At 31.7% G+C, this 14,887-nt stretch carries 13 protein-coding genes; 7 read left to right on the top strand and 6 right to left on the bottom strand.

The window, feature by feature from the left end; genetic code table 11:
* Positions 1-79: 79 nt before the first annotated feature.
* Both LPC11_RS10995 and LPC11_RS10990 read right to left on the bottom strand, forming a co-directional pair.
* A complete protein-coding gene (locus LPC11_RS10995) occupies positions 80-742 on the bottom strand; it encodes a deoxynucleoside kinase (RefSeq protein ID WP_023374657.1) in 663 nt (220 codons plus the stop codon).
* Between the two features lies 1 nt (position 743).
* Positions 744-1,352 carry a deoxynucleoside kinase gene (locus LPC11_RS10990; RefSeq protein WP_023374658.1) on the bottom strand — a complete coding sequence of 203 codons (609 nt, stop codon included), beginning with the start codon at positions 1,350-1,352 and terminating at the stop codon, positions 744-746.
* A 66-nt stretch (positions 1,353-1,418) separates the two neighbouring features.
* Here LPC11_RS10990 and tadA point away from each other — a divergent pair, with 66 nt between their 5' ends.
* The 5 genes from tadA to LPC11_RS10965 all read left to right on the top strand — a co-directional run bounded on the left by tadA (position 1,419) and on the right by LPC11_RS10965 (position 8,876).
* Complete coding sequence (gene tadA / locus LPC11_RS10985; RefSeq protein ID WP_107566526.1) at positions 1,419-1,925, top strand: tRNA adenosine(34) deaminase TadA; 507 nt, start codon at positions 1,419-1,421, stop codon at positions 1,923-1,925.
* Positions 1,926-2,002: 77 nt separating this feature from the next.
* Positions 2,003-2,869, top strand: a complete 867-nt coding sequence (locus LPC11_RS10980; protein ID WP_023374660.1) for a Cof-type HAD-IIB family hydrolase — start codon at positions 2,003-2,005, stop codon at positions 2,867-2,869.
* A 26-nt stretch (positions 2,870-2,895) separates the two neighbouring features.
* Positions 2,896-3,462 (top strand): NADPH-dependent FMN reductase, encoded by a 567-nt coding sequence (locus tag LPC11_RS10975; protein ID WP_023374661.1) that lies wholly within the window; start codon positions 2,896-2,898, stop codon positions 3,460-3,462.
* Between the two features lie 672 nt (positions 3,463-4,134).
* The gene (locus tag LPC11_RS10970) at positions 4,135-7,128 is read left to right on the top strand and encodes an SdrD B-like domain-containing protein (RefSeq protein ID WP_231307271.1); all 2,994 of its coding nucleotides are present in this window, start codon (positions 4,135-4,137) and stop codon (positions 7,126-7,128) included.
* Between the two features lie 131 nt (positions 7,129-7,259).
* The gene (locus LPC11_RS10965; RefSeq protein ID WP_023374663.1) at positions 7,260-8,876 is read left to right on the top strand and encodes a hypothetical protein; all 1,617 of its coding nucleotides are present in this window, start codon (positions 7,260-7,262) and stop codon (positions 8,874-8,876) included.
* Positions 8,877-8,936: 60 nt separating this feature from the next.
* Here LPC11_RS10965 and LPC11_RS10960 read toward each other — a convergent pair whose 3' ends face one another.
* Positions 8,937-10,421: a glycosyltransferase gene (locus tag LPC11_RS10960; protein WP_231307270.1), complete on the bottom strand. Its 1,485-nt coding sequence runs from the start codon at positions 10,419-10,421 to the stop codon at positions 8,937-8,939.
* Positions 10,422-10,611: 190 nt separating this feature from the next.
* Here LPC11_RS10960 and LPC11_RS10955 point away from each other — a divergent pair, with 190 nt between their 5' ends.
* Positions 10,612-11,913, top strand: a complete 1,302-nt coding sequence (locus LPC11_RS10955; RefSeq protein WP_104681624.1) for an MFS transporter — start codon at positions 10,612-10,614, stop codon at positions 11,911-11,913.
* Between the two features lie 52 nt (positions 11,914-11,965).
* On the opposite strand, the gene folE2 is transcribed toward LPC11_RS10955, so the two are convergent.
* From folE2 to LPC11_RS10940, 3 genes are read right to left on the bottom strand one after another with little or no spacing between them, the layout of a single operon-like run.
* Positions 11,966-12,844 (bottom strand): GTP cyclohydrolase FolE2, encoded by an 879-nt coding sequence (folE2, locus tag LPC11_RS10950; protein WP_023374666.1) that lies wholly within the window; start codon positions 12,842-12,844, stop codon positions 11,966-11,968.
* A 12-nt stretch (positions 12,845-12,856) separates the two neighbouring features.
* The gene (gene bshB2 / locus LPC11_RS10945) at positions 12,857-13,522 is read right to left on the bottom strand and encodes a bacillithiol biosynthesis deacetylase BshB2 (RefSeq protein WP_023374667.1); all 666 of its coding nucleotides are present in this window, start codon (positions 13,520-13,522) and stop codon (positions 12,857-12,859) included.
* Positions 13,523-13,536: 14 nt separating this feature from the next.
* A complete protein-coding gene (locus LPC11_RS10940; RefSeq protein ID WP_171485013.1) occupies positions 13,537-13,899 on the bottom strand; it encodes a YojF family protein in 363 nt (120 codons plus the stop codon).
* Positions 13,900-14,136: 237 nt separating this feature from the next.
* On the opposite strand from LPC11_RS10940, the gene nagB reads away from it, so the two are divergent.
* Entirely contained in the window at positions 14,137-14,874 is a 738-nt protein-coding gene (gene nagB, locus LPC11_RS10935; RefSeq protein WP_002465879.1) for a glucosamine-6-phosphate deaminase, read from the top strand.
* Positions 14,875-14,887: the final 13 nt, after the last annotated feature.

Genomic DNA, 14,887 nt, shown 5'->3' with positions numbered 1-14,887 from the left:
TTAAATAAAAAAGCTCCCGACTTTGTGGCCACTATAGATGTGGTTACTAATGTTGGGAGCTTATATATTTGGTTTTTGATTATCTTGGGTCAACTTGACGATATGTATCGATAACATGTGCAATTTTATCGATAATAGGATTTAGTGTGTCAGGGTCGTTATGAATATCATATTCATTGATATTCACGCGAACGACTGGACAAGCATTAAAGTTATTAATCCATTGATCATAACGTTCAAATAATTTTTGCCAATATTCAGGGTTGGTATCAATTTCTATTTCACGACCACGTTGTTTGATACGTTCAATGACTTCATCATAATCACATTCCAAATAAATAAGAACATCTGGTTTTGGAAAATAAGGTGTCAGAACCATGGCATTAAATAGTTCTGAATAAGTTCTGAAATCGTCTTTACTCATAGTTCCTTGTTCTTCATGCATTTTGGCAAAGATATCTACATCTTCATATATAGAACGGTCTTGTACAAATCCACCGCCATACTCAAACATACGTTTCTGTTCTTTAAAACGTTCTGCTAAAAAGTAGATTTGTAAATGAAAGCTCCAACGCTCAAAATCTTGATAGAATTTATCCAAATATGGATTATGATCTACGTTTTCAAATGAGGTTTTAAAATTTAACTTATCTGCTAAAGCTTGAGTGAGGGTAGACTTACCGACACCAACTGTACCTGCAATTGTGATTATGGCGTCTTGTGGTATGTTAAATGAATTCATTTTATTTATCTCCAATCATTGATTTTACCTGAGCAAGTATCTTTTGATAATCTTTGTCATTATTGACAAAATCCATATTTGACGTGTTGATGTGTAATACTTGAACATCACTATCTTTTAAAGAATTATAAAATGTGTGATAGTCACGTTTCAAAGCAAGTAAATAATCATCTTCGATTTGATGTTCGAAACTACGATTTCTTTTAGCGATTCTGTGTTTTAATACATCTAATTCTGCATCTAAAAAGATTATTGTATTTGGCATTGTTAAATCTTCGGTTAAAATGTCATATATACGTGAGAATTTATTGAACTCATGACGGTCTAATGTATTTCTAGCAAAGATTTTATTTTTATAAATGTGATAATCACTTACTATACCTTTGTGAAGTGACTCGATATCTTTAAACTGTTTATATCTATTACATAAAAAGAACATTTCTGTTTGGAAACTCCATTTTGAAATGTCATCATAAAAGTCAGATAAAAATGGATTTTCATCGACAATTTCTTTTTCTTCATAAAAATCTAAGGATTGACTTAATTTGTGAGCAAGAGAAGATTTTCCAACACCGATTGGACCTTCAATTGCGATAAATGGTTTATTCATATTCACTTCTCCAAATGTTAAGATAGACAGTGAGTATTGTAACACAAGTGAGGTGTCTGGACACGAATGAAAACTGATGAATATTATATGAAAATTGCAATCGAAGAAGCTAAAAAGGCTCAACTACTGGGAGAAGTTCCAATTGGTGCAATTATTGTTAAAAGTAATCATGTTATAGCAAGAGCGCATAATATGAGAGAAACGTTGCAACAACCTACAGCCCATGCTGAACATTTAGCTATTGAACGTGCCGCAAAGGTATTAGGCAGTTGGCGTCTTGAAGATTGTACTTTATATGTCACGCTAGAACCCTGTGTGATGTGTGCAGGCACTATTGTGATGAGTAGAATTCCATATATTAAATATGGCGCAGCAGATCCTAAAGGGGGATGTTCGGGAAGTTTGATGAATTTATTGAATCAACCTGATTTTAATCATAGAGCACAAGTGGAAAGTGGATTGTTAGAAGAACAATGTGGTGATTTACTAAGAAGCTTCTTTAGAAAATTAAGAGAAAAGAAAAAATCCGACAAATGGGCTATACTAAATCATGAATCGGATTTGTTAGAATAGAGTAGTAAGGCAAGTTATTGTCAATCCACGAATCTTTAATATAATGAATACTATATAGTATGAAACGAGGTTAACGAATGATTAAGTTAATAGCAACAGACATGGATGGTACGTTATTAAACGCGGCACACGAAATTTCAGAAGAAAATCAGCAAGCAATTCGATTTGCCCAAGAACAAGGTATTACTGTAGTTATAGCAACAGGAAGAGCATTTTATGAAGCTAACACGCCAGTAGCTGAAACAGATTTGAAAGTGCCTTACATTTGCTTGAATGGGGCAGAGGTTCGAGATGAAACATTCAATATAATGAGTACCTCTCATTTGAATCATGAATTAGTACATAAAGTTACTTCGAAATTAAAAGAAGAAGGTATTTATTACCAAATCTATACCAATAGAGGTATTTATACTGAAGACCCACAACGTGATTTGGATATTTATATTGATATTGCTGAGAGAGCAGGTCAAAAAGCGGATGTAGAAAAAATTAAAAATGGTATTCAAAAACGTATTAATAATGGAACTTTGAAAGTTGTTGAAAGCTATGATGCGATAGAGGACATTCCTGGTGAATTAATAATGAAAGTGTTAGCCTTTAATCCTGATTTAGGAAAAATGGATCGTGTTGGACAAGAACTTGCAACCTCACCTAACTTAGCCATATCGTCTTCTTCAAGAGGTAATTTGGAGATTACCCACTCAGATGCCCAAAAAGGTATTGCGTTAGAAACAATCGCAGAACGTTTAGGTGTGAAAATGGAAAATGTGATGGCGCTCGGTGACAATTTGAATGATATGTCCATGTTAGAACGTGTTGGCTATCCTGTTGCAATGGAAAATGCTGCATCGGAAGTGAAAGCAATTGCAACATATACTACTGACACTAATGAAAATAGCGGTGTTGGTAAAGCTATAATGAAATTGATTGATCAGAAAAAATAATACAATCGACAAAGGAGATATAGATAATGAAAGGACTAGCAATTATCGGCAGTGCACAATTAGGATCTCATACACACGCATTGTCCCAATATTTACAAGGTCAATTCGAAGAACATGGTGTAGAGTTGGAAATTTTTGAATTAGCGAAAAATCCGATACATCAACTTGATTTTGCGGGGACAACACAAGCGACTGAAGAGATTAAAAATAATGTTGATTCACTACAAAGTAAAGCTATGGAAGCGGATTTCTTCATATTAGGTACACCTAATTATCATGGTTCATTTTCAGGTATTTTAAAAAATGCATTAGACCACTTGAATATGGATTACTTTAAAATGAAACCTGTTGGATTAATTGGAAATAGTGGTGGTATTGTAAGTTCTGAACCACTATCACATTTAAGAATTATCGTGAGAAGTTTATTAGGCATAGCTGTACCCACACAAATTGCTACACATGATAGTGATTACGCTAAATTAGATGATGGCACATTATATTTAGAAGACGATGAATTCCAGTTACGTGCCAGATTATTTGTAGATCAAATTGTATCTTTCGTAAATAATAGTCCATATGACCATTTAAAATAAAAGCACAACTAAAATAGAAAATGATTAAAATCAACTCAAACAAGTATTAAATAGATATTAAAGATTAGTTGGAAAATATACTGATTTCTAAATATCTACATTATATTAAACTTGTTTGAGTTTTTTGTTGTTGATAAATAAATAAGGTTTGATTTATATTCATTTTAGAATTAAAGTATTTAATTTGTTAATGATATTATTGTTGTAATTTATTTAAAAAGATTATACAATAACTTTCATAAATCATTGAAGGTAATTAAGCGTTTTGTAATAATACCTTCTGATATATAACCATTGAATAAAGTTTAAGAAATAAAAACATTTTGGTAATAAGTTTAGAATATAAATAATAGTCCTTTTGATTGTTATATTTGTCATTAAAAATATAGTGCGAATCGATTAATCATTATTTTAAGCGTAACTATATGACATGTATCTATCAAAAGGATTATTTTTATGAAAAAATTTCAAACTACATAGTTTATCAAAATTAATTTTAGGTTTATATTAAATGTTTATTTAATCATTTAAGAATACTAAGTACATTAACTTTATTATTAAAATATTAAGTGTTGTAAAATAATATTGCTTGTATTATATTTGTGGTAGCAACTAAAAGAATATATATGGTTGTTACATAGAATTTTGAAAATTTTTTCAAGGAGGAAGTAAATGAAGAAAAGAATGGATTTTTTACCAAACAAACTAAACAAATATTCAATTAGACGTTTTACAGTAGGGACGGCATCAATTTTAGTCGGCGCCACATTAGTATTCGGTATTGGTAATAACGAAGCGCATGCTTCTGAAAAGACAAGTACTGAAGAATCTACTCAATCTAATGAAGATACAGCCTCTCAAGATAGTGTTAAACAAAAAGGTGATGTTCAAACAAATGAACAAGCAACTAACAATAATGTCAACCCTGAACAAGTTGATGTAACAAATGAAGCAAATACTTCAGAAGAGTCAACAACAGAAGAAACACCAAAAGCTGACACAACAAAAGAAGCGCCAACAGCGGAAGAACCAAAAGCGGACACGACTAAAGAAAAAGCAACAACAAAAGAAGCACCAACAACAGCAGAAGAACCAAAAGCTGATACAACAAAAGAAGCGCCAGTAACTGCGGAAAAACCAGAAACTGACACGACTAAAGAAGAAGCGACAACAGAAGAAGCGCCAAAAATTGATACAACAAAAGAAATACCAACATCTAAAACAACTACAGACCAAGCTCCAGAATCAAACCAAATTGATTCTCAAGAAACAACTACAAAACAAGTATCTCAACCTACAACTCAATCTCAAAAATCAGCCCAATCAACTAAAACACAAGATGTTAATACAGTAGTTAATAATGTCGAAAATGCTAAAACAACTCAAGATAAACGAGAAGCTTTAACTAACTATATTGCTGATACAAATAACACAAGTAAAGAGGATGCAAAAGCTCAAGTTGAAAACTTAGACTTAGATTATAATCATCTTGATGAAACAACATTATTAAGTGCATTAGCACAAGATTATTCAAATAAAAAAGATTCAACAACAACATATGCTACACCACGTTCAACTACATCAACACCAAAACCTGTTAATCGTTTAGGTGTTAAAAAATTAGCAGCAGTAACACAAGGTACAAATGTAAATGATAAAGTTCACTTTTCTAATATCGATATAGCTATTGATAAAGGACATACAAATCCACAAACAGGTCAAAAAGAGTTCTGGGCTACATCAAGTGACGTTTTAAAATTAAAAGCGGATTACACTATTGATGATGACGTACATGAAGGAGATAAAATGACGTTCCAATATGGAAAATACTTCCGTCCTGGTTCGGTAAGTTTACCTTCTACACAACAGAACTTATATGATGCAAACGGTGGATTAGTTGCTAAAGGTATCTACGATAGTAATACTAATTCAACTACTTATACATTTACTAACTACGTTGATCAATATAATAATATTAAAGGTAGTTTTGAACAGATTACATTTGCTAAACGTGAAAATGCAACAACTGATAAAACAGCTTATCCAATGCAAGTCACTTTAGGTAATCAATCATATTCAAAAGACATTACTGTGGATTATGGTAATAAAAAGAATGCGCCTATTATTACAAGTACAAATTATATTGAAAATGGGACATTAGCACGTCATATGACAGCTTATATCAATCAACCTAAATCAACATTTACGAAAGAAACATTTACTACAAACCTAACTGGATTTAAATTCGATCCAACTAAAAATAACTTCAAAATCTATGAAGTAACAAATCAAAACCAATTTGTAGATAGTTTCACACCAGACACATCTAATCTTAAGGACGTAACTAGTAACTTTAAAATTAATTACAGTAATAACAATCAAACTGCTACAGTTGATTTATTAAATGGTGCGAAAAGTAGTAATAAACAATATATTATAGAACAAGTTGCCTATCCTCTAGATACAGCAAATGATACGAATGGTAAAATTGATTACCGTTTAGACACTAATGAAAAAATCTACACTTGGTCTAACTCTTATTCGACTGCTGCAGGTTCTTCTACTGCTAATGGAGATTTAAAGAAATATTCATTAGGTGATTATGTTTGGTTAGATACCAACAAAGACGGTAAACAAGATGATACTGAAAAAGGAATTCCTGGTGTAACTGTTACATTAAAAGATAAAGATGGTAACGTGCTTCAAACAACAACAACAGATGAAAATGGTAAATATCGTTTTGATAATTTAGATAATGGTGATTACATTGTTCATTTTGATAAACCAGCAAACTTAACACAAACTAAAGTAGATTCTAGTGATGATGATAAAGATGCTGATGGAGAAGATGTACATGTAACTATTAAAGATCATGATGATTTCACAATAGATAATGGTTACTTCGAAGAAGACTCAGATAGCGATGCGGATTCAGACAGTGACTCAGATTCCGACAGTGATTCTGACTCAGACAGCGACTCAGATTCAGACAGTGACTCAGACTCAGATAGTGACTCAGACTCAGACAGTGACTCAGATAGCGATTCTGATTCAGACAGCGATTCCGACTCAGATAGCGATTCCGACTCAGATAGCGATTCTGACTCAGATAGCGACTCAGATTCAGACAGCGATTCTGATTCAGATAGCGACTCAGACTCAGATAGCGACTCAGATTCAGACAGCGATTCAGACTCAGATAGCGACTCTGACTCAGATAGCGACTCAGATTCAGACAGCGATTCAGACTCAGATAGCGACTCAGATTCAGACAGCGATTCAGACTCAGATAGCGACTCTGACTCAGATAGCGACTCAGATTCAGACAGCGATTCAGACTCAGATAGCGACTCAGATTCAGACAGCGATTCTGATTCAGACAGCGATTCCGACTCAGATAGCGACTCAGATTCAGACAGCGATTCTGATTCAGACAGCGACTCTGACTCAGATAGCGACTCAGATTCAGATAGCGATTCTGATTCAGATAGCGACTCCGATTCAGACAAAGATGCTGATAAAGATCATTCCGACAAAGAAGCATTACCAGAAACTGGTGAACAATCAAATTCAAATAATGCGACTTTATTCGGATCATTATTTGCTGGCTTAGGATCTTTATTCTTATTCGGTAGACGCCGTAAAAAAGATGCAGATAACAAATAATATCAAATAAAAATACAATATTTATTAATGGTAAAAGCCAGGTTTAAAAAACCTGGCTTTTATTGTTTTTATAAGTTACATAATTGAGGAAAATGTTATAATTAATATATGTTATGTAAATGGAGGTAATCATGAGAATTGAAGAAAAAATAAACAAATTATTAAGTTTTATAAAAACAGAGGATTATAAAGACGCCTATGTATTTGTAAGTTTAGGAAAACCAAATGTTAAAGCGACTATTAAATTATTAAAAAAGACTAACTATATAGAGAGAGATATTAATAAGCTATGCTTAAAGTTTAAAAAACAATCTGGTGAGTATCCTCAATGGATAAAACTTGATTTTGTTACTGGTGAAGAAAATATATCATTTAAACAAATTAAAGAAGAATTGGAAGAAACGCGTCGTAATTATGTACAATTTGGTATTGCTTTTGACCAATATTGGAACTTAGCATTTTTACCTGAAGAAATTAATATTAACGCTTTTGTAAAACCAAATAAAGAAACGGGAAATTTAGAGTTATCAGAAGATAATATTAATAATTATTTGAGAAAATATACCAACCATAAAAAAGGATTTACCCATGAATTTTTTAATGATAAAAATGTGATTAAATTTTTCACTCAAAGTTTTATATTAGATGAAGAGGAAGTTTTTGAATTATGGCCTGAAGGTAATAGAAAAGGATTACGTAAAGTTGATAACTTATCAGATGAAATAGATAAACTAATCAATAGCAGTGTGCCTTATTTATTAAATATGTTAGGGGAAAACGGTAAGTATAATTATGGTTATTTCCCACACTTTGATAAAAAAATTAATTTTTATAATATTTTACGACATTCTTCATCTACCTATGCTTTAATAGAAGGATTAACTTATTTAGATCAATCAGTCGAACCAGTAGAAAAGGCAATTGATTTCATTATTGATAACTATATTTTAGAAAAAGATGGCAATTGTTATGTTTTTGATGATACAGAGAATAGTAATGAAATAAAATTAGGCCAAAATGCCTCATTTATTTTTGCGATTTGTGAATATCTTAAGGTGAAAAATAATGAACGCTATTTAAAAGTGGCCCAAAAAGTAGCTAATGGTATATTAACAATGATTAACAAAGATACCTTTGAAACTACTCATGTATTAAACTATCCTGATTTATCTGTTAAAGAGAAGTTTAGAATTGTTTATTATGATGGTGAGGCAGCGTTAGCACTATTAAGATTATATCAACATGATAAAAATAATTTATGGTTAGAAACAGTTGAAAATTTATTTGAATTCTTCATTAAAAATGAGTATTGGCAATATCATGATCATTGGTTAGGTTATTGTACAAATGAGTTAGTACAAATAAAACCAGAGGATAAATATATTATTTTCGGTATTAAAAATGTAAATGAAAATCTTGCTTTTATAAGAAGAAATAAATTAGCATTTGCTACATTTTTAGAATTACTGATGGCTACTTATCGTTTGATTCAAAAAGCCAAATCTATCGGTAAACAAAATATAATTAATGATAATATTGATGAAGACAAATTTATAGACACCATTCATTTGAGAGCAGACTATCAGAGAATTGGCTATTTTTACCCTGAACTAGCAATGTACTTTAAAAATCCTCAAAGAATTTTGGGATCATTTTTTGTTAAAGACCAAGGATATAGAGTCAGAATAGATGATATTGAGCACTTCCTTTCGGGATATGTACAATATCAAAAAGCGTTTAAAGATTAAAGGGTAATAAAATTCCCAAGGTACAAAATGTATCTTGGGAATTTTTATGATTACTAGAGATTATATCGTTTTAAGGAAGGATTGCCATTGTTTAATTAAATGATCTTCAGAAAATTGATTGGCAACTTTTATACTATTTAGTGAAAATTCGTGTTGTAGTTCAGGATGATCTAATAGATATTTTACTTTTTCGTATAATGCATCTTCATCATCTTTTTCAATTAAATAGCCATTTTCACCATTATTAATCATTTCTTTAGGACCATACTTGATATTGTAACTTATCGTTGGAACTCCATGTGCTAATGATTCAAGCAGTGCTAAAGAAAAGCCCTCCATATTACTTGTTATAATTGACAGATAGGCATCATTAAATTCGTTTTCTAAATCTGGTAAAAAGCCACGTAAAAATACATGTTTTCCTAAATTTTGCTCTTTTATAAGATTTTGTAATTTAACTTTTTCCATTCCCGAACCATACATATGTAATTCTATATTAGGAAAACTATTTTTTAACTTTTTAATTAATCTGAGTTGGTGATCAAGTTGCTTTTCTGGTGAATATCTAGCTACAGAAATTATTTTGTTATGATTGATATTATTATTTACTAATTTAATAGGATTTGTAAAACCTACAGGTATATTGTGAACAGGGATTTCTGAATTAACACGATCAGATACATCTAACTTTTGTTCATTTGTCGATGTAATTATAGCTTGGTATCTAGATAAATTGTTGAAAATTTCTTTATAAACATTTTTGTAATTAGATGTAGAAACATTATTTGAATCTTTTACGTGTGTACTGTGTAAAACAGCAACTACTGGAATATTTGTTGAAGTTAAGTTAAAGGCAGGTGCAGTGTATAGGTTTTTATCACTAAAGAATAAATCATTTTCTTGGAATAGAGTTTCGATAAAATAAGCTACTAACTCTTCTTCTTGATAAAAATAATGATTTTTATTATCAAAATTCAATACAATCAAATCTAACATATCTTTGTCTGATTGAGCATGATAATATTTTTCAATTACAATTTCACCATTTGCATTATGATATGATTCATATACCGTATTTTGTTTTCCAGTCAATAATTTAGTACAACTTAAAAAGCCTCTAACATCAAATAATTCTCTTTTAACTTTTCTTCTATTTTTATCAAAATAATTAATGTAATCAATGTTTTTATGACTAGAATTGAAAAAATGAGCATATATAATAAAAATACCATTATTATAGACCCTTACATCGTTCGTATTTGGAACATATTCTATATCATAATTACATTGATCTTCCCAATAACTAATCCAATCAAAGTGATAAGTATCATTTAAATTCTCAACTTCTTGAAAAAAGTCATACATATTGATAATATCGTCTTTATTTATAAATTTTTTATAATAATTATTTAAAAAACGATTCCATTTAATAAAAACACATTTAGCTGGCAATCCTGCTTTTTTAAAAAGATTAGTACGATTTATCATGGCTTTTTCAATACCTGTCAATGTACTTCCTAAATTAAAACCTACAAAATAATTCATATAATTACCTCATATTTAGTATATTTTTCATTAATTATAACATGTTTATTGCATATAAATATATTAATGTATACAACATTTCGCTTTTTTTCTAATTATTCTAAAATTCTAACTATTTATGGTAGCGCTTCCAAATATAACTATGCTACACTACTAACGAGTGTAAAAGTTCATGAAGGGGTGGGACATAATGAAGCGTTATCGCTATTTTATTATTACGATGATTGTCATCATGACAATGATTAATTATATTGATAGGGGTGCTATTTCATACGCTCAAGAGGATATTATCAAAGAATTTGGCTTTGATACGATTGCTTGGGGCTCTATTCTAGGGTATTTTGGTTATGGTTATATGTTTGGTTCGCTGCTAGGGGGTATTACAGCGGATAAAAAAGGACCGAAATTTGTATGGATTGTAGCAGGAACTGCTTGGTCATTAGTAGAAATTGCTATGGCATTTGCCGGTGAACTAGGTATAGCAGTATTTGGAGGTTCTGCTTTAGCAGGATTCGGTATGTTGCGTGTCATGTTTGGTGTGGCTGAGGGGCCAATTTTTTCTACAATAAGTAAAACCAATGCCAATTGGGCTGCACCTAAAGAAAGAGGTTTATTATCGGCATTAGGATTAATCGGCGTACCATTAGGTGCATTAATTACAGCACCCATTGTTTCAGGTTTTTTAACAATTTCTAATTGGCGATTACTATTTATCTTGCTAGGTATATTAGGCCTGATTTGGGTAGTTGTTTGGTCTATGGTATTTACAGATTATCCTGAAGATAATAAAAGAATTTCTGAAGAAGAATTACAATCTATTCGTTCTACAGAAGATAGTTTAAATGTCGAAAAGACAGTTGATACAGAACAATCTAAAGAAAAATGGTATCATTTTTTTACAAGTACAACATTAATCTGTAATATGTTAGGTTACTTTGGTTTCCAATATGTTAACTTTCTTATTTTAACTTGGACGCCTAAATATTTACAGGATGAATATCATTTTGAAATCCATTCATTATGGTATTTAGGTATGATTCCATGGATTGGGGCAGTTTTCACAGCGTACTTCGGTGGTCAATTATCAGATTGGCTTAGAAAAAAGACAGGAAGTCTACGTATTGCGAGATCTGGACTTTCAATAGTAGGTATGATTTGCGCTGCTACATGCTTTTTAATTATTCCATTTACACATAGTATTGTAGCGGTCATGATTTTAATGATGATTGGAAACGCATTCATTTTCTTACCTAATGCCGTTTATTGGGCTGTAATTATTGATACAACACCTAACAATACAGGTACATATGGTGGTATTACACATTTCTTTGTTAATACTGCAACAGTGATTGCGCCAACATTAACAGGCTATTTAGTAGCATCTTATGGTTATTCTTCAATGTTTGTATCTGCAGTGGTAGCATCGTTAATTAGTATCATTGCAATGTGCTTTGTTAGACCAGGTGAAAAGAAAATGCATATGACAAAATAAAAAATGCAGTGCTTCCAAATATATCAATTTTGGAAGTACTGCATTTCTTTTATTATTTTCTATATTTTAAACGTGCAAAAGCATCATGTTGATGTATGGATTCTTCGTTACGACATTCGATATCAAAGCCTTCAATCCAATCAAATTCAACTAAATCAGCTGCTATTAATCGGATTAAGTCTTCAACAAAACGTGGATTTTCATAAGCACGTTCCGTGACACGTTTTTCGTCAGGTCGTTTTAAAATTGGGTAAAGTACGGAGCTTGCATTTGCTTCCATCGCATCTAAAATTTTATCTTTATAATCATCAATGACAATGTCATCTTTATTTAAATAAGTTTTCACTGTAACGATACCACGTTGATTATGTGCTGAGTATTCACTGATTTCTTTTGAACATGGACATAACGTAGTGACAGCGGCTTGAATCGTTAATTCTTTACGCGTTACGTTAGTACCTTCAATTGCTAAACCATAAGTGACATCAGCATTTCCAATGGCTTTAATTTGAGTTACAGGACTAAAACGGTCAAAGAACCATTTGCCACTAACATCTACACCTGCTGCGTTTTGGTTCATCTTTTCTTGTAATGTTCTCAATACTTGATAGAGTGTATTAAATTCTAATTCAATACCATTATTATAGTGCTTTTCAACACTTTCTAAGATACGGCTCATATTAATACCTTTTTCATCTTTATTTAAACTTGTTGAAAAGCTAAATGTACCTGCTGTTTGAAATTGATCAATCAATACAGGATAGGTTAAATTTTTAATACCTACTTCTTCTATTTCAAATAAGAAGTTTTTGTGTGTGCTTTGTAGATCAGTCATTTCATTTTTGGTAGTTGGTTTCGTACCTTCGATAGGGTCAACAGAACCAAAATGTTTCCATCGGCCTTCTCTTGTAGATAAATCAAATTCTGTCATTGTTAACCTCCATTAAGATTCGAAATGATATGTCCAAAATGGTTCGATTTCTAAAAAGCTATGAACTTGTCCATCCACTTGTGGACTTGCTAATTCTTTTAAGAAAGGCCCAGTTTGTGATGCATGTGCTTCAAAAGCTTTGATTTTTATATCTTTATATTTAGAAATATCGTTTTGGATGTCTGGTTCGCCTAAAATATCTGGGGCATCATTACTGAACGCAACTAAAGTCAATCTTGGACGATCATTTTCAGGCATGCGTCCAACGGTTCTTACTACAGCTTCACCAGTTGCTTCGTGATCAGGGTGAACAGCGAATTTAGGATAGAATGAAATAATTAATGAAGGATTAGTTTCATCAATTAAATTTTTAATCATATCATCCATTTGATCATGTGGTTCAAATTCTACTGTTTTATCTCGTAATCCCATTTTACGTAAATCTGTAATTCCAATAGCTTTAGTAGCATTTTCTAATTCTTTTTCGCGAAAATCAGGTAATGATTCTCTTGTGGCAAATGGGGGGTTACCTAAATTTCTGCCCATTTGACCGAGTGTTAAACAAGCGTAAGTTACAGGAATGCCTGCTTCAATATAGCTTGCAATGGTTCCCGCAGATGAGAAGGTTTCATCATCTGGATGAGGGAATATCACGAGTACATGTCTTTCATCTGTCATGATTTTGACCTCCTCTATATAGTAAATGGCTTTTCGCTAATTTCTAATGTAGCAGCCAATTGCCCTTCATAATTAAATCCTGCTATGAGACATTCGTTATCTTGGTTGACTTCGTAATGTGTTAGTCCCTGAACATAAACCCAACCGCCATCGCGAAGTTTTAAACCGATACGGTATGGATCTTTATCTCCGTCTTTTAGTTGTGCGTGTTCATAAGTCACTTGTATATTTCTTAAAAAAGTACCTGCATTAAATACACGTTCATCAAAATGGTTGGCATATGCACCATTTGTCGTCTCAACATGTAGGTAAACGGGTTTATTTTCATAAGAGGTGAGTAATTTCATCACTTCTTCATATTTGATAGGTTCCAACACGTTCACTCCTTACACCATTCAATGTGTTTATCAGTCTATTTTACTAAAAACAACGCAATAAATGTACATCTCTGCTCAATTTCTTTTATGAAATTTAAAATTATTCATATATATCAGTGTTTTAAAGTTGGCATATCACTTTAGTACTAAAAAAATGTTGTATCGTGTTATAATCCAAATGTAATTAAGGGGTTTGTTTTTATGTTGGTTGATAGCAAATTTTTGAGGTGATTAATTATGAAAATTATTAATTTAGGTTCTAAAGAATTAGCATCATTTTATGTTGCCTGTGAGTTATTTAAACAAATGGACTATAGCCCAGATAGTAAACTAGGTTTAGCTACAGGAGGTACTATGACAGATGTTTATCAGAGTCTAGTTACACTATTAAAGAAAAATCAAATAGATGTCTCACAAGTGACTACGTTCAATTTAGATGAATATGTCGGTTTAGAACCTGAGCATGAACAAAGTTATCATTATTATATGGATGACATATTATTTAATCAATATCCATATTTTAATCGCCAACGGATTCATATCCCTAATGGAGACGCGGTTGATTTTGAACAAGAAGCAAGACGCTATAATCAATTAATTGAATCAGAAGGGCCAATCGATATTCAATTGTTAGGTATTGGCGAAAATGGACATATCGGATTTAATGAGCCAGGAACATCTTTGGAAAGTGAAACGCATGTCGTGGATTTAACAGAAAGTACAATTAAAGCAAATAGTAGATACTTTAACGATGAGTCTGAAGTACCTAAGCAAGCCATATCAATGGGTCTTCAGTCAATTATTAAAGCTAAAAGAATCATTTTATTAGCGTTTGGAGAGAAAAAGAAACAAGCGATAAATGACTTATTGAATCAACCGGTAAGCAAAGATATCCCGTCTACAATATTAAAGACACATCCAAATGTAGAAATCTATGTAGATGATGCGGCTGCACCAGACTTAAAGAACAGCTAAGCTATTTTGAAAA

Source organism: Staphylococcus sp. HL28 (assembly GCF_021117155.1).
In the GTDB taxonomy this organism is placed as follows: Bacteria; Bacillota; Bacilli; order Staphylococcales; family Staphylococcaceae; genus Staphylococcus; species Staphylococcus warneri.
The sequence above is the reverse complement of the archived record's forward strand: the minus strand, read 5'-3'. Positions and strand labels throughout refer to the sequence as shown.

What these genes read in the sequence shown, in the direction of transcription:
- folE2 (WP_023374666.1), bottom strand. Translation starts at nt 12,844, where the DNA reads ATGACAGAATTTGATTTATCTACAAGAGAAGGCCGATGGAAACATTTT.
- LPC11_RS10990 (WP_023374658.1), bottom strand. Translation starts at nt 1,352, where the DNA reads ATGAATAAACCATTTATCGCAATTGAAGGTCCAATCGGTGTTGGAAAA.
- LPC11_RS10955 (WP_104681624.1), top strand. Translation starts at nt 10,612, where the DNA reads ATGAAGCGTTATCGCTATTTTATTATTACGATGATTGTCATCATGACA.
- nagB (WP_002465879.1), top strand. Translation starts at nt 14,137, where the DNA reads ATGAAAATTATTAATTTAGGTTCTAAAGAATTAGCATCATTTTATGTT.
- LPC11_RS10995 (WP_023374657.1), bottom strand. Translation starts at nt 742, where the DNA reads ATGAATTCATTTAACATACCACAAGACGCCATAATCACAATTGCAGGT.
- LPC11_RS10970 (WP_231307271.1), top strand. Translation starts at nt 4,135, where the DNA reads ATGAAGAAAAGAATGGATTTTTTACCAAACAAACTAAACAAATATTCA.
- tadA (WP_107566526.1), top strand. Translation starts at nt 1,419, where the DNA reads ATGAAAACTGATGAATATTATATGAAAATTGCAATCGAAGAAGCTAAA.
- bshB2 (WP_023374667.1), bottom strand. Translation starts at nt 13,522, where the DNA reads ATGACAGATGAAAGACATGTACTCGTGATATTCCCTCATCCAGATGAT.
- LPC11_RS10960 (WP_231307270.1), bottom strand. Translation starts at nt 10,421, where the DNA reads ATGAATTATTTTGTAGGTTTTAATTTAGGAAGTACATTGACAGGTATT.
- LPC11_RS10980 (WP_023374660.1), top strand. Translation starts at nt 2,003, where the DNA reads ATGATTAAGTTAATAGCAACAGACATGGATGGTACGTTATTAAACGCG.
- LPC11_RS10975 (WP_023374661.1), top strand. Translation starts at nt 2,896, where the DNA reads ATGAAAGGACTAGCAATTATCGGCAGTGCACAATTAGGATCTCATACA.
- LPC11_RS10965 (WP_023374663.1), top strand. Translation starts at nt 7,260, where the DNA reads ATGAGAATTGAAGAAAAAATAAACAAATTATTAAGTTTTATAAAAACA.